The 19,551-nt window shown below is 61.6% G+C and carries 16 protein-coding genes; 8 read left to right on the forward strand and 8 right to left on the reverse strand.

What is annotated here, in order from left to right:
- Positions 1–50 precede the first annotated feature (50 nt).
- The 3 genes from MJ205_RS19945 (at position 51) to MJ205_RS19955 (ending at position 3,822) form a co-directional block, all read left to right on the forward strand.
- A complete protein-coding gene (locus MJ205_RS19945; protein ID WP_021027983.1) occupies positions 51–269 on the forward strand; it encodes a DUF350 domain-containing protein in 219 nt (72 codons plus the stop codon).
- A gap of 307 nt (positions 270–576) precedes the next feature.
- Positions 577–2,064, forward strand: a complete 1,488-nt coding sequence (locus tag MJ205_RS19950) for a polyamine aminopropyltransferase (protein ID WP_239812805.1) — start codon at positions 577–579, stop codon at positions 2,062–2,064.
- A 42-nt stretch (positions 2,065–2,106) separates the two neighbouring features.
- Positions 2,107–3,822: an NAD(P)-binding protein gene (locus MJ205_RS19955; RefSeq protein ID WP_239810045.1), complete on the forward strand. Its 1,716-nt coding sequence runs from the start codon at positions 2,107–2,109 to the stop codon at positions 3,820–3,822.
- A gap of 178 nt (positions 3,823–4,000) precedes the next feature.
- On the opposite strand, the gene MJ205_RS19960 is transcribed toward MJ205_RS19955, so the two are convergent.
- Complete coding sequence (locus tag MJ205_RS19960; RefSeq protein WP_239810046.1) at positions 4,001–4,426, reverse strand: hypothetical protein; 426 nt, start codon at positions 4,424–4,426, stop codon at positions 4,001–4,003.
- Between the two features lie 1,156 nt (positions 4,427–5,582).
- Here MJ205_RS19960 and MJ205_RS19965 point away from each other — a divergent pair.
- Positions 5,583–6,425 (forward strand): siderophore-interacting protein, encoded by an 843-nt coding sequence (locus tag MJ205_RS19965; protein ID WP_239810047.1) that lies wholly within the window; start codon positions 5,583–5,585, stop codon positions 6,423–6,425.
- A 13-nt stretch (positions 6,426–6,438) separates the two neighbouring features.
- Here the strand turns inward: MJ205_RS19965 and MJ205_RS19970 are convergent, their stop codons facing one another.
- The 3 genes from MJ205_RS19970 to MJ205_RS19980 all read right to left on the reverse strand — a co-directional run bounded on the left by MJ205_RS19970 (position 6,439) and on the right by MJ205_RS19980 (position 10,710).
- Positions 6,439–6,912: a lysozyme inhibitor LprI family protein gene (locus MJ205_RS19970; protein WP_239810048.1), complete on the reverse strand. Its 474-nt coding sequence runs from the start codon at positions 6,910–6,912 to the stop codon at positions 6,439–6,441.
- A 40-nt stretch (positions 6,913–6,952) separates the two neighbouring features.
- Entirely contained in the window at positions 6,953–9,643 is a 2,691-nt protein-coding gene (locus MJ205_RS19975) for a penicillin-binding protein 1A (protein ID WP_239810049.1), read from the reverse strand.
- Positions 9,644–9,921: 278 nt separating this feature from the next.
- Positions 9,922–10,710, reverse strand: coding sequence for a 3-hydroxybutyrate dehydrogenase (locus MJ205_RS19980; RefSeq protein WP_239810050.1), 789 nt, complete (start codon positions 10,708–10,710; stop codon positions 9,922–9,924).
- Between the two features lie 199 nt (positions 10,711–10,909).
- Here MJ205_RS19980 and MJ205_RS19985 point away from each other — a divergent pair, with 199 nt between their 5' ends.
- The 3 genes from MJ205_RS19985 (at position 10,910) to MJ205_RS19995 (ending at position 12,701) form a co-directional block, all read left to right on the forward strand.
- Entirely contained in the window at positions 10,910–11,380 is a 471-nt protein-coding gene (locus tag MJ205_RS19985) for an FKBP-type peptidyl-prolyl cis-trans isomerase (RefSeq protein ID WP_239810051.1), read from the forward strand.
- A 114-nt stretch (positions 11,381–11,494) separates the two neighbouring features.
- Positions 11,495–12,058: a GNAT family N-acetyltransferase gene (locus MJ205_RS19990; protein WP_239810052.1), complete on the forward strand. Its 564-nt coding sequence runs from the start codon at positions 11,495–11,497 to the stop codon at positions 12,056–12,058.
- A gap of 280 nt (positions 12,059–12,338) precedes the next feature.
- Positions 12,339–12,701 carry an HPF/RaiA family ribosome-associated protein gene (locus tag MJ205_RS19995; protein WP_239810053.1) on the forward strand — a complete coding sequence of 121 codons (363 nt, stop codon included), beginning with the start codon at positions 12,339–12,341 and terminating at the stop codon, positions 12,699–12,701.
- Positions 12,702–16,128: 3,427 nt separating this feature from the next.
- On the opposite strand, the gene MJ205_RS20000 is transcribed toward MJ205_RS19995, so the two are convergent.
- Entirely contained in the window at positions 16,129–16,692 is a 564-nt protein-coding gene (locus tag MJ205_RS20000) for an acyloxyacyl hydrolase (RefSeq protein WP_239810054.1), read from the reverse strand.
- A 159-nt stretch (positions 16,693–16,851) separates the two neighbouring features.
- The gene (locus MJ205_RS20005) at positions 16,852–17,406 is read right to left on the reverse strand and encodes a Spy/CpxP family protein refolding chaperone (protein ID WP_239810055.1); all 555 of its coding nucleotides are present in this window, start codon (positions 17,404–17,406) and stop codon (positions 16,852–16,854) included.
- 309 nt (positions 17,407–17,715) lie between these two features.
- Between MJ205_RS20005 and MJ205_RS20010 the strand changes: the two genes are divergently transcribed.
- The gene (locus MJ205_RS20010; protein WP_239810056.1) at positions 17,716–18,795 is read left to right on the forward strand and encodes a recombination-associated protein RdgC; all 1,080 of its coding nucleotides are present in this window, start codon (positions 17,716–17,718) and stop codon (positions 18,793–18,795) included.
- A 76-nt stretch (positions 18,796–18,871) separates the two neighbouring features.
- Here MJ205_RS20010 and cueR read toward each other — a convergent pair whose 3' ends face one another.
- Both cueR and MJ205_RS20020 read right to left on the reverse strand, forming a co-directional pair.
- On the reverse strand, positions 18,872–19,348 hold the full coding sequence (gene cueR / locus MJ205_RS20015; protein ID WP_239810057.1) for a Cu(I)-responsive transcriptional regulator: 477 nt from the start codon (positions 19,346–19,348) through the stop codon (positions 18,872–18,874).
- A gap of 2 nt (positions 19,349–19,350) precedes the next feature.
- The gene (locus tag MJ205_RS20020) at positions 19,351–19,545 is read right to left on the reverse strand and encodes a heavy-metal-associated domain-containing protein (protein ID WP_239810058.1); all 195 of its coding nucleotides are present in this window, start codon (positions 19,543–19,545) and stop codon (positions 19,351–19,353) included.
- Positions 19,546–19,551 lie beyond the last annotated feature (6 nt).

Below are 19,551 nucleotides of genomic sequence, written 5' to 3' on the forward strand. Positions count from 1 at the left end.
ACTGCGCACAGCCCGATAAGGGCGCGCTTTTGACGAAGGAGAGAGTTGTGATGGATTTGGAATGGTTCCGCCCTGCGGCGTTTTTTGGCTCCATCCTGTTCGCCATGGTGGGCGTTGTGGTCTTCTGGCTGTGCTTTCTGATCATCGACAAGATCACCCCCGTGGACATGTGGGCCGAGATTGTGGAAAAGCAGAACCTCGCGCTGGGCGTGGTGGTGGCGGCGATGAGCCTGGGCATCAGCATCATCGTGGCAGCGGCGATCGGCTAGCTCTGCGCCTGCGCGGGCGCTGATGGCCATAGCTGTCAGCCGCCTATTGCCACGCTGGCGGCGCCTGGCCTGTGCGCGGGCGCCCTGTCTTTTTTCTCTTTTTCAGCCAACACTGCGGGCGCCTGCGCGCCCTGCACGGCTTCTGCAGCTCCCGCCCGTGTCGACCTCCACCCCCGCCACCCCTTCTGCCAACGCATCCCCCAGCCCCAGTCCGGGCAGCCCCCTGGGCGCGCGCGACGCGCTGGAGTTTGGCCATGCTGCCCTGCCGGAAGGCGAGGTGCGGCGCGCCAGCCCGCTGGAAGTGGCGATGCTGTTCAGCGTGTTTGTGGTGGCAGCCTGCGGCCTGCTGTACGAGCTGGCCGCAGCAGCGCTCGCGTCCTACCTGCTGGGCGATTCGGTGCTGCAGTTCTCCACCATCATCGGCACCTACCTGTTTGCGATGGGCATCGGCTCCTGGCTGTCGCGCTACCTGGTGCGCGAGCTGCCGGCGCATTTTCTGCGCATCGAGCTGATGGTGGCGCTGGTGGGCGGGGCCCTGCCTGCCGTGCTGTCCATCATCAACGCCTATGTGCCCAGCGCCTTCCACTGGATGCTGTATGGCACGGTGCTGGTGGTGGGCACCCTGGTGGGGCTGGAGATACCGCTGGTGATGCGCATCCTCAAGCGCAATGTGGTGCTGCGCGATCTGGTCTCCAAGGTGCTGACCTTTGACTACCTGGGCGCGCTGGCGGTGTCGCTGGCCTTTCCGCTGCTGCTGGTGCCGCACCTGGGGCTGATCCGCACCGGGCTGGTGTTTGGCCTGCTCAATGCGCTGGTGGCAGTATGGGCGCTGTTTCTCTTCAAGGAAGAGCTGCGCCGCTTTGGCAGCCATGTGCTGGCCTGCGGCCTGGTGATTGCCGCCTTACTGGGCGGCCTGGTGGGTGCCGAGCGGCTGACATCGCTGACCGAGGACCACTTCTACCAGGAGCCCATTGTGCTGGCGCGCACCACGCCCTACCAGCGCATTGTGGTGACCCAGGGCAAGCGCGGCGCGCGCCTGTACCTGAACGGCAACCTGCAGTTTGCCCAGAGCGATGAATACCGCTACCACGAGGCGCTGGTGCACCCGGTGATGAGCCGCTTTGGCGCGCCGCGCAAGGTGGCGGTGTTTGGCGGCGGCGACGGCATGGCCGTGCGCGAGGTGCTCAAGTACCCCTCGGTCGAATCGGTGACCCTGGTCGAGCTGGACCCGCAGATGACCAACCTGTTCAAGAACGTGCCGAGCATGCAGGCGCTCAACAGCAATGCCTTGAACGACCCCAAGGTGCGCATCATCAATGCCGATGCCTTCCAGTGGCTGCAGAAGGCCGACGAGGTGTTCGATGTGATCATCGTGGACTTCCCCGATCCGACCAATTTTGCGGTGGGCAAGCTGTTCACCAACAGCTTTTACGCAATGCTGGGCCAGCATTTGGCGGCCAGCGGTTTTGCGGTGATCCAGACCACCTCGCCACTGATCGCGCGCGAGAGTTTCTGGACCGTGGTGACCACCGTCGAATCGGTGGGCATGCAGGCCACGCCCTACCACGCCCATGTGCCCAGCTTTGGCGAATGGGGCTTTGTGATTGCCAGCCGCCGGCCCTGGAGCCTGCCGAGCACCTTGCCCGAAGGCATGCGTTTTTTGAGCCTGCCCAGCCTGCCGCTGTTGTTTGACTTTCCGCCCGACATGGCGCGGGTGCCGACCGAGGTGAACCGCCTGTCCAACCAGGTGCTGGTGCACACCTATGAGCGCGAATGGGGCAAGGTGGCGCACTGACATGATGGCCTGCCACCCTTGCCCACTGCGGACCGCCCAGTGATGCAGCGCCGCTCTGTCCTGAAAGGCGCCGCCGCGCTGGCCGGCAGCACTGCGCTGGCCGGCTGCAAGCCCGCGCCACCCAGCACCAGCGCCGCCCATATCCAAGGCGGCTTTGTGGGCCAGGCCTGGGAGCGCGGCCATGCGATGCGCGACCGCCTGGCGCAAGGCCTGCCGCTGCCCGCGCCCAGCCGAATCCACCGCGTGAAGGTGCTGATTGCCGGCGGCGGCATAGCCGCGCTGTCGGCCGCCCGCGCCTTGCGGCTGGCAGGCACCAGCGATGTGGCCCTGCTGGAGCTGGAAGACCAGGCCGGCGGCAACAGCCGTGGCGGCACCGTGCAGGGCCTGCGTTGCCCCCTGGGCGCCCACTACCTTCCGGTGCCTGGTGACAACGCCCCCGAGGTGCAGGACCTGCTCGAAGAGCAGGGCGTGCGCCAGCGCGTGGCCGGCCGCTGGCAGTACCAGGACGAGTACCTGTGCTTCAGCCCGCAGGAGCGCCTTTTTATACACGGCGAATGGCAGGAAGGCCTGCTGCCCACGCAGGACGTGGCCGCCAGCACCCTGGCCCAGTACCAGCGCTTTGCCCAGCTGGTGGACCAGGCCATGCGCGCCCAGCCCTTCAGCATGCCAACGATGCGCAGCTGGCACGCCCCAGGCGGCCTGGCGCCCGCCCACCAGGCGCTGGATGCCATCCGCTTTGACACCTGGCTGGCCCAGCAGCAGCTGGACGACCCGCACCTGCGCTGGTACCTGGACTATGCCTGCCAGGACGACTTTGGCGCCGGCTGCGCCCAGGTATCGGCCTGGGCCGGCCTGCACTACTTTGCCAGCCGCCACGGCTTTCAGGCGCCAGGCACGGCGGACGATGCGCATGACAGCGTGCTGACCTGGCCGCAAGGCAATGGCTGGCTCAGCGAGCAGCTCACGGCCCCGGTGCAGGCCGCCGGCTGGCTGCACAGCGGCCACACGGTGATGCGGATTGCCGAGACGCGCCAAGGTGTGGAGATCGACAGCTTCAACCACGCCAACCAAAGCATGCAGCGCTGGCTGGCCGCGCACTGCATCGTCGCACTGCCGACCTTTATCGCGGCCCATGTGGTGCAAGACCCGCCCGACTTTCTGCGCGCCGCCGTGCAGGCGCTGGACTGGGCACCCTGGCAGGTAACCAACGTCCACATCCGCGCGCCGCTGCGCGACCGCCCCGGCGCCGAACTGGCCTGGGACAATGTGCTGTACGACGATGTGGCCCACGGCGGCCTGGGCTACGTCAACGCCGGCCACCAGCGCCTGAATGCAATGCAGCAACTGCCCACCGTGCTGACCTGCTACCGCGCGCTAGGCGGCAACCAGCCCGGCGCCAGCGCCCGCAGCGCCCGCCAGCAACTGCTGGCCCAAACCTGGGAAGCCGCACGCGACCAAACCCTGGCCACCCTGGCCCGCGCGCACGCCGACATCTACGAAAAAATCACCCATGTCGAGGTCATGCGCTACGGCCACGCGATGGCCATCCCCCGCCCCGGCACCCAGACCGTGCTGAGCCGCATCGGCCAACCTGCCAGCAGCGCCAAGCGCCCAGCGCTGATCAACGGCGAACGCCTCCAAGCCCTGCCGACCCCCAGCACCGGGCGCCTGCATTTTGCGCACAGTGATTGGTCGGGGTATTCGGTGTTTGAGGAGGCGTTTACGCGGGGGTTTTATGCGGGGTTAAACGCGGGGTAATGGGTGCTGCGCTGCACTCAGGCTGGGGAGCAATTTCCTGGAGGCTGTGAGTGAAGCGGGTGGCTGCGGTGTTTTAGTCTCTTGCTGGTGCCTATTGGTCAGGAGCTGTCGTTCGCGGTTTAGAAAGCGGTCTCTCAGCGTTGGCGCTCAGCAGCAGGCCCGGAATTCGCGCAACGAGTCAAGCGTTTTTCGATTCGCTCCAAAAGGATCTGTCACGCGCAAGGGCTGCAAACAACCAAACAACGCTTCCTGTGTCGGCGAAAAGAATCACCAAGCTGGCGACCGCTACCAACAGCTTTCCCCAGGCAACTAAAACCGCAATTGCTGCAAGGATTGATCCAATCAGTGGAATCCCAGAAGCATGCTTGTAGCCTTCCATTGATTTGTCATGGAGCTTGGCGTATAGCGCAGGTCGTAAATACGAAAGGTGAAGATTGATTGTCATTGCCATCGATGCAAGCGCAATCAGCACCCAAGCTGTTGCAGGCTCTTTAGTGCCACTAGGAGCAATCAAAGCAGACCACCCAGATCCGATAGAAAGCGCCACAGGCGATGCCATCAGTGCAGCGAAGGCTAGATTTTTGACGGCAAGCGTGACACGCATGGAGATTGCTTTCGACCAATCACAGTTGAACGACCAATATAGTCTGTCCAATGAGCGGGCCGACAAGTGAAGGACTTGACACATCGACTGGCGACTTTGCCGATGCTATGCAATGAACTGTTCAGCGTCAGCTACTCCGGTTCGGGGTTTACGAGAGCTGCCGTTCAGGCTGTTTGGCGCAGTGCGATCCAGCCAGCTTCCGGTTTGAGGCGCATAGCAGACGTCTGACCTGGTAGCAGGTCAATGTCTGGAATTGGCGGTTGCTGCCGCCCAGGCGCTGGGCCATGAACGACTCAGATCAGCCTTAAGCAGTCGCCTGAGGGCAGCCTTTCACGGCCGCATACCGGCCAGAAGCGGTGATTTAGATGCGTGGCAGAATTTGGGCCGCAGCTAGGCCTCAAAACGTCCTGGGTACCGCACGAACGTGTCGATGCATGGGTGCATTACGAGTTCCGCGACAGCGTGCTTGCGCTTGTCATTCTCTCGCGTCCGAAGTCGTAGTTCGGCCATGAGTGGCCGTTTACGGCTCGTGCGCAATTAGGCGCTCCCCGCCACCGAACGAAAGTACGTTGATGCCTTTGTACACCTACATCGTTTCCTACAAAGGTGCTACCCACGTAGCGCAGGGAAGTCACAGCAACTATCGAGGATTCATATCAACCTGGTGTTCAAATATGCCTTCTGGCGCGCTTCCTGCGTTGACTCCCGCACTTCGAAAAGAACTCGCCTCAAAGGCATACGGCGAGTTCTGCGCTGTCTCAAACATGAAGCATGCATGGCGCAAGTCTGTTGACGTCGGTGGAAGCGAATGCATCGTGGTCGTCGTTCAAACTCAGCAGTAGTGATGGTGGTTGAAGACAACAAGGCCTGCGGCCAGCAGCATTGCTTAGCGAAAGCCCCAGTAAGTCCTCGTTGCCGAGTCACGCTGCCTGTTGAATTTCAACTAGGGAGCCACCCAAGCCATTGAAGCCCTGCATCCCATCCGCAAACCGTCGCATCACTGCATACCTACAGTCTTTGCGCACACCCCCCACCCTTTCGCAACCCCACCCCCGCCATAGCCACACCCCAACCAGGGATTGCCACCCCGCCCTAGCCGCAGGAATGGTTCTCATTTAAGATAAAAGATATATCTTAGAAACGGATTGAACACACCATGCCCTTGCAACTGAGCCTTCCCACTTCCCCTTCCCCCGAGCTGTTGGCTGCGCGTGCGCCTGAGCGGGCGCGCCATGAGATCAAGCTGCGCCGTACCACTGTCGAATCGGTGGAGCAGCTGACGCCGCATATGCTGCGCATCCGTTTGCGGGGTGCCGACCTGGCGGGTTTCAGCAGCCTGGGCTTTGATGACCATGTGAAGCTGCTGTTTCCGGATGCCAATGGCGAGCTGCAATTGCCGCCACCCGGCAGCGAAGGCCTGCCGCCCGCGATGCGCGAGGCGATGCGGGACTACACGCCCCACTCTTACGATGCGCAGGCGCAGACCTTGACGATTGACTTTGCGGTGCATGAGGCCGGCCCTGCCACGGCCTGGGCGCTGCAGGCGGCCAGTGGCCATGCGCTGGGGATTGCGGGGCCGCGCGGCTCCTTTATCGTGCCCACGGCGTTTGATGGGCATCTGCTGATTGGTGATGATGCGGCGCTGCCAGCGATCACGCGCCGCCTGCGCGAGCTGCCTGCCGGCACCCAGGCGGTGGTGGTGGTGGAAGTGAATGACGCGGCCGATGAGCAAAAACTGGACAGCGCTGCCGATCTGCAGGTGCACTGGGTGCACCGCCAGGGCCAGCCGGCCGGCGATGCCGAGCGGCTGCTAGCGGCTTTGCGCCAGATTGATGCGCCTGCCGGCGATTACTACAACTGGGTGGCGCTGGAATCGACGGCCGCCAAGGCGCTGCGTGCAGCGCTGATTGCCGAGCATGGTGCCCACCCTAAATGGACCAAGGCAGCGGCCTACTGGAAGCGTGGAAGCTCCGGTGTGCATGAAGTCATTGAAGAGTGACCGCTCACATCCATCATTCGGGATAGGAACGCAGATAGCCCAGCAGTTGCACGATGCGCGCCTTGGTCAGGCTGTTGCGGTACTCGCTGCGCGACAGCGCTGAGGAGCTGCCAAAGTCTTTGGCGTTCCAGGTGCCGTCGATAAAGGCGGCTTCGGTGGTCGTAAAGCTCAGCCAGTTGCGCTGCGCGGCGCGCAGCTTTTGCGAGCCAGCGGCGCCCACCTTGACCATCAGCTCGCGGTAGATCTGGTTCAGCTCCACATCGAGCTGCTTGGCATAGGCGCTGCTGGCGCGCAGCATGTCTGCCGTCGTGTTCTGGTTGCCGATGGCGGCCTCCAGCGGCTGTATGCGCTGCTCGAAGGCGGCCAGGCGGTCGGGGGTATCGGGGTTGTCCACGGCCATCGCGGCGGTCGATGCCAACATGGCAGCGCCCAGGCATGTGGCGCGCATCCATTGCCAGCGGGTCTGGCGGCGGTGGTTGAAGACCATGGTTTACTCCTTAAAACTGCTTAAAAACTGGGCAATGGGATCAGTTGATCTCGCTGGCCGCAATACCTGCATTGCCGGACTGCGGGGCCGCCGCGCCAGACGGCGCCGCCCGGCGCCAGACCATGCCGCCATCGGCCGTGGGCACCGGTTGGCCCACGCTGCCGGATGACACCGGCGAGACGACCACGCCGCGCTCAATCGGCGGTGGGTTGCCCGACGGCTGGCTCTGAGGTGCGCTGGCGCTACCGGGGAAGGCCGGTGCCGCCGGTGCCGGGTTGGATGGCACGGGGTTGGACGATGGGCCAGGCACCACGACACCGGGTTGCGGCTGGCCCGCATCGGCCGGGCGCTGCGCGGGCATTTGCGGCTGCTGCGCTGGCGGTGGGTTGTTCTGGAAGACGGGGTAGTCGCCCTCACCACTCGGGCCGCGCGGGCCCGCGCCGCTCTGGCCTATCGGCCGCGCTTCGGGGTCGTCGATCACAGGCGCATCCCCGGGGTTGCCGCGATCGGGCAGCGGCTGCATTGCAGGCGGTTGCTCAAACGGATCGACCGCTGGCTTGTTGTCGCCAAAGCCCAGCATCCAGCTGCGCAGGCGCTGCACAAAGGTGTTGTTCTCGGCCGGCATCTCAAAGCGGGCCTGTGCCTGCACCAGCTTGGCGCGCTGCGATGCGGCGGCCACCTCGGCGACGACCGGCAGCGCACTGTGGGCGCCCTGGCCCCAGTAGTCGTTCAGCTGCACGCGGCTGTCGTTGAAGCCGACCCAGGCGCCGCCCACCCAGTCAGGGTGCGCCAGCATGAACCAGCCGTCGGCATTGTCCTGCGTGGTGCCGGTCTTGCCGATCCAGTCGCCGCTGACGCCGTAGCGCGCCACCCCCCGGCCGGTGCCCTTGGTGATGACGCCACGCATCATGTCGATCAAGCCATAGGTCACGCCGCTGTCCAGCGCCAGCTCGGTCTGGGGTGGCTCAAACTCGGCCAGTACCTTGCCGTCGCGGTCGCTGATACGGGTGACCATGACCGGCGCGCGGTAGCCGCCGCCATTGGCCAGGGTGGAATAGGCGGTCACCATCTCCTGCAAGGTGACCGGGCTGGTCCCCAGCGCCAGCGACATCACATCTTCAAGCTTGCTGTCGCGCACGCCCAGCGCCCGCGCCAGCTTGGCCACCTTGGCAGGGCCGACCTTGGCCATCACCTGGGCGGTGATGGTGTTCTTGGAGTAGGCCAGGCCATCGGCCAGGGTCATCGGCTGATCGGATGGCGGGCCACCATCGGTGGGGCGCCAGAACTGACCGCCGCCCAGCGGAATGCGCACAGCCTCGTCCATCAGCTGGTCGCTGGGCAAGGCGCCGTCCTGCAGTGCCGCGCCATAGACAAAGGGCTTGAAGGTGGAGCCGGGCTGGCGGCGCGCTTGCGAGACATGGTCAAACGGGTCGATGGCAAAGTCGCGGCTGCCCACCCAGGCCAGCACATGGGCACTGCGCGGGTCCATCGCCATAAAGCCCACCTGCACACGCACCTTGTCCTGGCGCAGGTTGGCCATGAAGTCGGCATCGGCCAACAGGCGCTGCAGCGCTTCGTCCTTGTCCTGGCCATCGGCCACCGCCTGGCGGTAGACGGCGCTTTCGCGCACAAAGCTTTGCACCAGCGGGTTCTTGGCGGTCCATTGGTTGCGGTTGCTCCACAGGCCATTGGCCGTCACCTGCAACTGCCGGCCCTGGCGCGCTACGGCCTGGTTGGCCCATTGCTGCACGCGCGAGTCGATGGTGGTCTGCACCACCAGGCCATCGGCGTAGATGTTGTAGTCGTTGGCATCGGCCCATTCGATCAGCCATTTGCGCAGCGCCTGCGCAAAATGCGGCGCCATGCCCACGGCCTCGTCCTGGCGCTCAAAATCCAGCTTGATGCCGCGTTTTTTGAAGGTCTCGAAATCCTGGTCGCTGAGCTTGCCGTGCTTGTTCATCTGCGCCAGCACGGTGTTGCGGCGCTGCTGGGCCCGCTCGGGGTTTTGCACGGGGTTGTAGTAGCTGGTGCCCTTGAGCATGCCGACCAGGGTGGCAGCTTCGAGCACGCTCAGCTTCTGGGCAGGCTTGTCAAAGTAGGTGCGTGCGGCCATCTCGATGCCAAACGCGTTGTAGAGAAAGGGCACGGTGTTGAGGTAGGTCTCCAGGATCTCGTCCTTGGTGTAGGCCGATTCGATCTTGTAGGCCGTCACGGCCTCCTTGAGCTTGCGGTTGAGCGAGCGGGCGCGGCCGATTTCCTCGGGGAACATATTGCGCGCCAGCTGCTGGGTGATGGTGGAGCCGCCCTGGGGCCGGCCCATGGCCGTGTGCAGCACCGAGCCAAAGGTGCGGCGCCAATCGAGCGCGCCATGCTCATAAAAACGGTGGTCTTCGGTCGCGATCAGCGCGTTGATGACGTTGGGCGAGATGTCCTTGAGGGCCACCCATTCGCGGTTGGAGCGCTTGTACTGCGCCAGCACCTTGCCGTCGGCCGACAGCAGCTGGGTGGGCGCCTCGACCTTGTTTTTCTGGATATCGCCGATCGACGGCGTCAGCGGAATCAGCAGCAGCACATAGAGCAGCAGCAGGACTGGCAAGGCCGCCACCGCCAGCAGCCATTGCTTTTTGCTGCGCGCGGCCAGCCACTGGCGCAGGCGCCGCGCCAGCACGGGCAGGACGCTCGCTGCGCGGCGCAAGGTGGTTGTCAAAGCGGAAATAAAAGGGATCGCCATGGAAGGTGTCTGCAAAGCCTGGGGCCGGCATCGCGCTGCGCGCAGCGCTGCTGAGGCCAATCCGCCATTGTCGGGCAGGCGGGGTTTCCCCGCCTGCCGGCTGTGCAAAGCAGACTGCAAACCATGTAACAAATGTGGGCTGCTGCCAACGCCAGACGCGGCGCCTACAGCGCATTTTCAGCGGTTTTAGCTGATTTAATCATCAGATTAACAGCGGATAGCGCCTGGCATCCCGCGTCCCCCATGCTTTGTGCCTGGCGTGTTGCCGCAGACCGGTATCACTCCATGAACCAGCCGTGGCTGACGATCAGCGACTGCCCTGTCAGCGCATTGGTGGGAAAGGCCGCGAAGAACAGCGCGACACGCGCCACATCATCCACGGTGGTGAACTCGCCATCGACGGTGTCCTTGAGCATCACGTTCTTGATCACATCGGCTTCGCTGATGCCCAGCTCCTTGGCCTGCTCGGGGATCTGCTTGTCCACCAGGGGCGTGCGCACATAGCCCGGGCAGATCACATTGGCGCGCACACCTTGTGGTCCCCCTTCCTTGGCGACCACTTTGGCCAGGCCTTCGAGCCCATGCTTGGCCGTCACATAAGGGGCCTTGAGCTTGGAGGCCTCTTTGGAGTGCACCGAGCCGGTGTAGATGATGCTGCCGCCACGGCCCTGCGCATACATGTGCTTGATGCAGGCGCGGGTGGTGAGGAAGGCGCCATCGAGCTGGATGGTCAGCATTTTTTGCCACTCCTGCAGGCTGAATTCCTGCACCGGCTTGACGATCTGGATGCCAGCATTGCTCACCAGGATATCGATGCCGCCATAGGCCTTCACCGCGGCTTCGACCGAGGCGTCCACCTGGTCTTCCTGCGTCACATCGACCGCCAGCCCCAGGGCGGTACCGCCCTTGCCTGCAATATCCTTGGCCGCCGCCTCGGCAGCTTCCTGCTTCAGATCGGCGATCACCACCTTGGCGCCCTGCTGCGCATACAGATCGGCGATGGCCTTGCCAATGCCACTGGCGGCGCCCGTCACATAGGCCACCTTGCCTGCGAGTTGCTGAACCATTTCTTCTTCCTTTCGACCGCAAAAGCGGTCACAAATCCCAAGTCTCGCGCTGCACTGCAGCATGCATCCGTAGGAGAGCAAGCCGTTTGCATGACAAGCGCCAAACCCTTGGCGCGGCCCCTGCCATCCGGCCCCGCGATGGAGCGCAGCGGCGGCAAGCCCTACACTTGCGGTTTTGCCAGACTCTTCAAACAAGACCATGAACATCACCAAAGACTGCGCCGTCACCATCCAATACAAGGTGACCGATGCGCAAGGCAAGCCGCTGGACAGCGGCAACCTCGCCTACCTGCATGGCGGCTATGAAAACATCTTCCCCAAGGTGGAAGCCGCTTTTGAAGGCCAGGCCGTGGGTTTCAGCACCAGCGTGGATCTGGCGGTGGAAGATGCCTTTGGCGAACGTGACGAGAGCCTGGTGCGTGTCATCCCCAAGAGCGAGTTCCCACCGGGCGTGAAGGTGGGCGGCCAGCTGCGCGGCGCCAATGACCGTGGCGAGCCCCAGGCCTTCTACGTCAAGAAGATCAAGGGCCCGGAAGTGCACCTCGATGGCAACCACCCGCTGGCCGGCCTGGCGCTGCGCTTTAGCGGCAAGGTGGTCGATGTGCGTGCGGCCAGCGAAGAAGAAATTGCCCACCGCCATGTGCATGGCGCGCACGGCCACCACCATTGATACCGGGTGCAGCAGGGCGCTTTAGAGCCCGCTGCGCTTGGCATTGTTGATCATCCCAGCGGCTCACGCAGATGCCTTGCGTGCCAGCCGCTTTTTCATTCATGAAAGCCACCCATGACCGCCCCCCTGATCGAGCCCCGCACCGCCCGCCTGCAGCTGCGCCAATGGCAGCCGCAAGACCGGGAAGCCTTTGCCGCGATGACGGCCGACCCTGAGGTGATGCGCTACTTTCCCGCGCCGCTGACCCGGCCGCAAAGCGATGCGATGGCGGACCGCTGCGAGGCGCTGATGGCAGAGCGTGGTTGGGGCGTCTGGGCGGTGGAGCGGCTGGAAGACCAGCAATTCATTGGCATCGTTGGGCTGCATGTGCCGCAGGCCGACCTGCCTTTTTCTCCCTGCGTTGAAATCATGTGGCGCCTGGCGCGCCATGCATGGCACCAGGGCTTGGCCACCGAGGCGGCGCAAGCAGCACTGGCCGTGGGCTTTGGCCCGTTGCAGCTGGCTGAAATCGTGGCCTTCACCACCACCAGCAACCTGCCATCGCAGGCGCTGATGCAGCGCCTGGGCATGGAGCGCGACCAGGCGGGAGACTTTGAACACCCTGCCCTGCCCGAAGGCCACCCGTTGCGCACCCATGTGCTGTATCGCCTGCCCGCTTCAACATTTGCAGCAAGCTAAAAACGCGCAGCGCCCTGCAGCCAGGGCCGTCTGCTGGGGACGGTCCGCCGCGTTTCAAGCCCATCGCTGCCCCGCCCGGCCGTCCGAACGCCTCCCCTTGGGGCTGTAGGACGCTTGATCTTTCTCAGGGCTTTTACGCATATTGACCATGTCGCGGTCTGAGCTGCAGTTTTGCGCGTTAGGATGTATCTAACTCAATGCCGCAAGGCGATGGCCTTCGCGGCATCCGGTTGTCAAAGCTGGGCCGCCCGCCCAGCAAGTTCGAGAAAGGAGCACATCCATGCAAGTTCAAGTGCACGCTGGTGACAATGTCCAAGGCGGAGAATCTCTCTCCCAATGGGCACAGACCGAGGTACAAAACAAGCTTTCGCGCTTTCGCGAATATGTGACCCGTGTGGAGGTTTACCTCACCGATGTGGACGCGCTGAAAAACGGCGGCAAGGGCAAGCGCTGCGTCATGGAGACACGGGCCAACGGGCGCCAACCCCTGGCGGTCAACGCCGAGGCCGAGAAGGTTGCCGAGGCCTTCAATGCGGCTCTGGAAAAGCTGCACCGCGCGCTGGATACAGACGTCGCCAAGATGCGCGACAAGAGCAACCGCGAAACCATCCGCACCGCCACCGACGAAGACGCCGAAGCCTGAGGGCTGAAACGGGCCTGAAAAGGCCCTTCTCCTGAACAAAGCACCGCCTAGCGGTGCTTTTTTGCGTCTGGGCTGATGCGTTTTGCTGGCCATGTGCCTGGAGCTTGGAGGTTTGCTCCCGGCCCGCTATGGCGCCGATGCGCTATGGCGCTCTGCAGCGCGGCCCGCATACAAGATCCCTTTGCACGAACGCAGCGATGGTTTTTGGGTGATGGGCCGGCCGCACCCGCACCCCGCGCCCGCATTTATCGCGCACCTGCACCCAGACACCTGGGGGCGGAAAGCGCATCGCTTTGCAGCGTGCCTATCTGCCGCTCACCAGAGCCTAAAGCGAAAGGAAGTGGGTCAGGAGTAGCTGCTGGCTGACTCGACGCCCAGCTCGCAGCATGTTCGTGGCCTCTCTTCCCACCCTGCTCAGCTGCGCCATCACCTCCCCAGGCGCAAACAGCCCTGGGTACGCACCTACCAACGCTCGATAGCGGTCATTCGAATTGACTGAATGCACCGTGCCAGTGGTGTCTTGGGACGCTGAAAAACCGGTGGATATCTTCATGTGTTCAATGGATAGATCCATGCACAAGTTATACACATGTGACAAAAATACATGGCTCTTGTTGCTTTCATAAAAGATATCCACAGACTCATACCACTTTTTGAAAGCACGCACTTTGCCACAAAAGTACCTGAAACTATCTATTTTTGGCACATCTCTTCGCAATATACCGTTATTTTCTATATCTCACTCCGAATGTGTGTCCGACAGCCATCGGCACCAGGTACAAACAATACACAACTTTTTCCACAGTTTTGGGCTTGTTTCGCTTCTTTTTTAGGCAATCTTCTTAGCGCTATTTATCCCTATTCAATTGTGGATAAAGCCACAAGCAGCTATTTTCTAACCGAAAATCACCCATGTTCTGTGCATAACTCATCTAAAACCAGATAGACTTATCCACAGGATACACCGAGGACATGCCAGCAAGTCAATTTGTGGATAAGTAAGATCCGAGCAGATAGTTGTCGTTTTAACGCATAAGTGCTTTACTTATCCACAAATTTGGGCCATCGTATAGCGGGATGCCGGTCAGAGAAATGTGCATAACTCTTTCTCTTACATTTTCACAGTGTGGAATTTATCACGATGTGAAAGATTATTCACAAGCGTGCCCAGGATAACTTGTTGACAAAGTGCACCATGTCACGGTCCTCTTTGCATAAAAAAACGGCATTTATCGATTCATCTATTGATAGCATCGGGATAGCAGATATGAAGTGAATGGCTTTTCATTTCAGTTTATTTGAATCATTCAAATTGAAATTTTGGATTTGACGCGGGGAGGCTGGGGGGCGGTGCCGTCTGTTTTGAAGGGGGCTCGACCGCGTTCTTGATGCCGTATGCCGCGCACAGGACACGTGGCAAAAAAATCAGCCGAGTTGCATCGGCTGATGAGTGCTGGCGCACCGGGGTCCGCCCTGCGGTGTTGGCCGTAATGCGGAGGGCGTTCCAAACATGCAGGTGCGATCCAAAAAATGGACTTTGGAGCTCGGGGATTGGTATGCGCCGCCCCATCGCGCAGGGGCTCAACGGCTACTTCCAGCGTTTACAGCCAAGCCTGTAGCGCCAGCGGCTTGGTCTGATCGTCTGGATTGACGGAAGGGAAGCAGAAAAGACCAGCACGGCCCGTGATGGGCATCGACTGCGCCCGGCGAGCGGCGAGCCACAAAACACAGGGCCTCCGTGCGCAGATCCAGAGCCTGGGTGCGGCTCCGTGGAAGCGAGATGTCCACAGGCGGCACGCTCCCATCCGTCAGCGGCGCCGAGTCATCGATCTCCACTCGCCGCCGTGACCGCACAGATGGCGCAGAGACCCGCGTTCTGCACATGCCGATTGTTTTCACCCAAAAGGCGCATTGCTGCCCACAAGACAACGCAAGAGACTTGGGTGCACACACCATCCATCTCGGCGAAATGACAGCAATCCATTGTTTTTGCTGGTTATTTTCAGATACGCAGCCTTACCCACAGGCGATGTCATCGGAACTGCAGACCCGGGACCCAGAAGAACTGTGGATAACTTTTGGGATAAAGCAACAACAACTCATGGGTTGTCCACAGACATGCATCAGTTCAGGAACTTGATCCAATCTCATGCACCGGCAAAAAGGCCTGGTGCACACAGACCGACGGCGTGCTAGAGGACTGATTCATCAGTAAAAAAAACTTATCCACAGATTTCTCAGCCAAAACGTTCAGCGCCAAAAACCTCCAATGCTGCCCTGGGCGTTGTGGGTAATTTTTAGCACTCACGCATTCATACGCACAGCAGACGCCAGTAGGCACGCCATCTGTGGGGACAGCAGAACATATGTGGATAAGTTTTTATTTATCAAACACTTGTCGAAATTTTGACGCAACAGAATGTGTGTGGATAATACATACACCCAAACCAACTTATCCACAGAAATAACCCACACCCTCTACTTATCCACTTTGCAGTGACAAGCGTAGACGGGTACCATCAACATGGTTGGAAAAATTTCAAGCTTTTGAAAATTTTTGCTTTATTGCACTTATCCACAGAAGTGGGGGCCCTTCTACTACTACCTACTATTCTTTTAAAGAAAATAAAAGAAAAACCAAAGGCAAGCTCGGCAAGGTTTCATATCTTGAAATTTTTCAGACTGTGAAAATTTAAACGGCCAGGGGTAAGAGACGTCGCGCTGAGCGCTTCCAAAAAGTGCCTCAGGCTTCCCGCCACATCCTGAACGCAGAGGGAAGAAGGGCTTCGCCATTCCGTGGCTTCGTCAGCGAGATCCTGTCGCTCTATTCGAGAGTTCCTGCCCGGGAGATGCACTGTGCGCAAATGCACAGCCCAACATAGGTGTTAGCTATACTTTTGGATGCGTGTCGCTAACGGTGATGCCGCTTAGCAGGGAATGGAAGAGAGTTGTTGACCGGGTATCGCGCATGCCGTCGTGCTGCGGGTAGCAGGGGATTCGCTGGTCGGCGGCGCAAATCTCCATCGGTTACCGGGCTCCGCTCCAAGAAAGCCGTCTACCGCGCACAAGGAGCCTGTGCGCGCCTGGGAGGTGGGTGGGTAGGGCAAGGGGTTGGTAAAGCGTCCAGCGCACCTCCTGCGGGCCCTGCTGCCGTTCAAACGCACTCGCTGGCGAACATCCATCGGCTATGGGCGGCTGCCCTGTAGCACAGGACACTGCGCTATTTCTCTGATACTGTATGTTTATACAGTTATTAACTGGGTACTTGCTCTGGCCGTGTTGAACACTCCGCTACGGCATACAGGCTCTCCAGGCTGCCCCGGCAGCTCCACTCGACGTTAGACGCCTCCCTGATCACTATCCCCTGCGCCAGGCAAAAAAATACCGCCAGAAGGCGGTAGCAAGGGGAAGAGGGGGATTGAGGGGATCAGAAGTGCCGTGCGTAGCGCAGTTGCACAAAGTTCTCGCCCGGGTTGGGGCGCTTGATCGACGCGTTGGAGAGATGCTCCAGGCGCACGGACCATTCGTTCTCACGGCGCATGCCGGTGAAGTAGCCCACGCCGATATGGGTGCCGAAATTGAACGCGGTCGAAAAGCGCTTTTCACGGCTTTCGTACAGCTTGCTGGAGACGTAGCCGCCCAGACCGGCTTCGACGAACCAGGGGTACTGGCTCTTGCTGTGGAAGCGCAAGGTGGGTACCAGACCGACGACGGCGATGGTGCGGCTGCCTTCGCGTTCCATGCGGTCCGAGTTCCAGGCCGACAGGCTCATGTCCCAATGGGCGGTGACGGGATGGCCCCACCAGAAGGTCTTCCAGTCCATCGGGATGGTCGAGCCAATGGTGAGCGCACGTGCGTCACGCTCGGCAACACCGGCTTGTAGGTACAAGGTAGCGGTGTTGCGCTTATCGGCGAATTGCGCATGGGCAGAAGCACTCCAGACAGTCAGCGCGCACAAGCCGACAGCGGAGAGGAGAGGGCGGTATTGCATCAAATAATGTTACACCTGGTCAACTCTTGCTTCTGTCAGCAAAAGCAGGTTGTTGTCTGTATGCAACCGCTGACGAGACCACAAGCAAAAAAAGCGCAGCTGATGACAGCTGCGCTAGCGGGGATGGTGAGCGATCCGAGGGGGGAGGGGGTGTCCGCCTTATTTACTGTCGATAGGTGGAACAGTCTGTTTCGCATTTGGGCCTTGATGGCGCTGGCCATGGGGCCCCTTGCCCTCCGGCCCGTGCCCACGGCGTTCATGCATCTTCAAGGTTTCCGCATCGAAGGTCTTTTGCTGCTCAGGCGTCAGCGTCGCATAGAAAGCCTTGGTCGCCTGGTTGCGTTGGTCCATGGCCGCCTGGTGCTTGGCATGCATGGCCTGCATTGCGTCAATGCGCTCTGGGGTGGTCAACTTGGCCAGATCAGCACGCTCAGGGCGCTCACCCGGGGCCGGGCGCTGGGGCTTGATGGCTGCCACATAGCTGGCCCAGGCTGCTTCCTGGCTGGCATTGAGCTTGAGCGAGGCCTTGAGGGCCTGCATGCGCTGGGCCATACGGGCCTCGCGCGCTTCAGGACCATGGCCCTTTTTGGCGGGGGCGGGGGCGCTTTGCACGGTAGGGGCTGCTGCTGGCGTGCTGGGGGTCTGGGCAAAGCTGGAAACTGACAGGCTGGCCAGCATGGCGGTCACGATGGCGCTGCGTTGCAAGAGAGACATGGTGTTTCCTTTCCGGGTTGTGCTGTCTGATGCGATGTATGCAGTGTCCGCCTGCCATGTAAGAGCCCCGTCACCGCCCGGTATGGCTGTGTAAAGAATTACCAATTTTGGTTGTTCGGCTTGGTGGAAATGCGCTGCTGGCAGCCGGTCAACCCATCCAAACCCCGGCTTTTTTGCCCGGTTCATCGCTCTGGGGCAGGCCCGATTCACGGCACAATGGACAGCAGATCAGTGCGGCACACCAGGGCCGCTTGTGTTTTTTAAAGGGCTGCCCAGCAGGTTGGCAGCCTTCCAGAACAAAGGAATGGCATGTTCAAGAACATGATTTTTTACCGCATCTCCGAAGCTTGGCAGCCGGATTTGGTGGCGCTGGATACCGCCTTGGCCAAGCAGCAGTTTGAGCAGTGCGGTGCCACCCAGGAAAAGTCCACCGGCTGGGTGCCCCCGCGCGGCGAAGAGCACGGGGCCATGGTCGAATCGGTGGGCGGCCACTGGATCTTGCGGCTGATGAGCGAGAGCAAGATGCTGCCCGCGAGCGTGCTCAACCGCAAGCTCGATGAGAAGCTCGCCCATATCGAAGCCCAGGAAGGCCGCAAGCCCGGCAAGAAGGAAAAGCAGGAGCTCAAGGACGAGTGCAAGCTGGATCTGCTGCCGATGGCCTTCACCAAGCAAGGCGGGCTGTGGATCTGGATCGATCCGCAGGCGCGGCTTTTGGTGCTGGACACCAGCAGCCAGGGCCGGGCCGACGAGGTGATCACGATGCTGGTGGAGGCCTCGCCCGGTTTTGCCGTGGCGCTGATCGATACCCAGAACAGCCCCCAGGGCGCGATGTCCGCCTGGCTGCACAGCTACGATGCGCCGGCTGGTTTCAGCATCGACCAGGAGTGCGAGCTCAAGAGCGCCGACGAATCCAAGGCCGTTGTGCGCTATGCCCGCCACCCGCTGGGCATCGACGAGATCCGCGAGCATATCGACCAGGGCAAGCTGCCCACCAAGCTGGCGCTGACCTGGGACGACCGGGTCAGCTTCGTGCTGACCGAGGGCCTGCAGCTCAAGAAAGTGGCCTTGCTCGATGTGGTGATGGAAGGCGCCAGTGAGGATGGCGGCTTCGACGCCGACGTGGCCATTGCCACTGGTGAGTTCAGCCAGCTGATTCCGGATCTGATCCAGGCGTTGGGCGGTGAAGGCCGCACCGAGCTGGGCCAGTTGCCTGACCGGGGCAATAAACCCGCTGCAGCGGCCCTGGAAGGGGCTGCAGCGCCCGTCAAACCGATCAGCCTGGGTGCGGGCGTGGGCAAGCCTTTCGATGCGTCTGGCAAGCCTGGCGGCATGCAGACCGGTCCCAAATCGGCGCCGGTGGACCAGGATCCGGATTCCAGCCCCTTCTGACGGCTACCCCACAGAAACAGCAACGCGCTCCCAGGAGCGCGTTTTTTATGGCTGAGGCGGTTGTCTGTCCAAGCGTTCAATGCTTGCAGCAGCTGGCCGTATCTGGCGCCGCCGCAGGGTCCGACAGACTGTCGAGAATAGGGCAGTCCGGACGCTGGTCGCCATGGCAGCTGTGCACCAGCGTCTGCAACGAGCGCTCCATCGCTTTCATCGCGGCAATGCGCTCGCGCAAGGTCTCGATATGCTTTTGCGCAATCTCCTTGACCGAACTGCTGGCGCGCTGCTTGTCGTGCCACAGGTTGAGCAGGTTCTCGATCTCCTCCATCGAGAAGCCCAGATCGCGGCTGCGGCGGATGAAGGAGAGGGTGTGCACGTCCGACTCGGTATACAGGCGGTAGCCGCTGTCGGTGCGGTTCACATGTGGCAGCAGGTTCAGCGACTCGTAGTGGCGGGCCATGCGTGCAGAAATACCCGCCAGCTGGGCCGCTTTGCTGATGGACACCGGCCAGGCGATGGACCGCTCAGCCGCAGGCTTGCGTGACGGGCGGGCCATGTTTACAGGACCTGGTAGCCTTCGGCCGCGATGGCCGCTGCGATCTTGTCTGCCGGCTGGCTGGAGTCAACGACGACCTTGCCTTGGGCGCGGTCAATCGCTACCTTGGCCTGGGCGTCGAGCTGCTGCACAGCCTGGGTGACGGCGCGCTCGCAGTGGCCGCAGGTCATGCCTTGGACTTGGAAGGTGTTTTGCATGGGGTT

Origin of the sequence: Comamonas sp. B21-038, assembly GCF_022387135.1 — a bacterium.
Classification (GTDB): domain Bacteria; phylum Pseudomonadota; class Gammaproteobacteria; order Burkholderiales; family Burkholderiaceae_C; genus Comamonas; species Comamonas sediminis.

Coding starts and splice junctions, on each gene's coding strand:
- MJ205_RS19945 (WP_021027983.1), top strand. CDS start 51: ATGGATTTGGAATGGTTCCGCCCTGCGGCGTTTTTTGGCTCCATCCTG.
- MJ205_RS20020 (WP_239810058.1), bottom strand. CDS start 19,545: ATGCAAAACACCTTCCAAGTCCAAGGCATGACCTGCGGCCACTGCGAG.
- MJ205_RS20010 (WP_239810056.1), top strand. CDS start 17,716: ATGTTCAAGAACATGATTTTTTACCGCATCTCCGAAGCTTGGCAGCCG.
- MJ205_RS19960 (WP_239810046.1), bottom strand. CDS start 4,426: ATGCGTGTCACGCTTGCCGTCAAAAATCTAGCCTTCGCTGCACTGATG.
- MJ205_RS19975 (WP_239810049.1), bottom strand. CDS start 9,643: ATGGCGATCCCTTTTATTTCCGCTTTGACAACCACCTTGCGCCGCGCA.
- MJ205_RS20000 (WP_239810054.1), bottom strand. CDS start 16,692: ATGCAATACCGCCCTCTCCTCTCCGCTGTCGGCTTGTGCGCGCTGACT.
- MJ205_RS19955 (WP_239810045.1), top strand. CDS start 2,107: ATGCAGCGCCGCTCTGTCCTGAAAGGCGCCGCCGCGCTGGCCGGCAGC.
- cueR (WP_239810057.1), bottom strand. CDS start 19,348: ATGGCCCGCCCGTCACGCAAGCCTGCGGCTGAGCGGTCCATCGCCTGG.
- MJ205_RS19985 (WP_239810051.1), top strand. CDS start 10,910: ATGAACATCACCAAAGACTGCGCCGTCACCATCCAATACAAGGTGACC.
- MJ205_RS19970 (WP_239810048.1), bottom strand. CDS start 6,912: ATGGTCTTCAACCACCGCCGCCAGACCCGCTGGCAATGGATGCGCGCC.
- MJ205_RS19980 (WP_239810050.1), bottom strand. CDS start 10,710: ATGGTTCAGCAACTCGCAGGCAAGGTGGCCTATGTGACGGGCGCCGCC.
- MJ205_RS19990 (WP_239810052.1), top strand. CDS start 11,495: ATGACCGCCCCCCTGATCGAGCCCCGCACCGCCCGCCTGCAGCTGCGC.
- MJ205_RS19950 (WP_239812805.1), top strand. CDS start 577: ATGCTGTTCAGCGTGTTTGTGGTGGCAGCCTGCGGCCTGCTGTACGAG.
- MJ205_RS20005 (WP_239810055.1), bottom strand. CDS start 17,406: ATGTCTCTCTTGCAACGCAGCGCCATCGTGACCGCCATGCTGGCCAGC.
- MJ205_RS19965 (WP_239810047.1), top strand. CDS start 5,583: ATGCCCTTGCAACTGAGCCTTCCCACTTCCCCTTCCCCCGAGCTGTTG.
- MJ205_RS19995 (WP_239810053.1), top strand. CDS start 12,339: ATGCAAGTTCAAGTGCACGCTGGTGACAATGTCCAAGGCGGAGAATCT.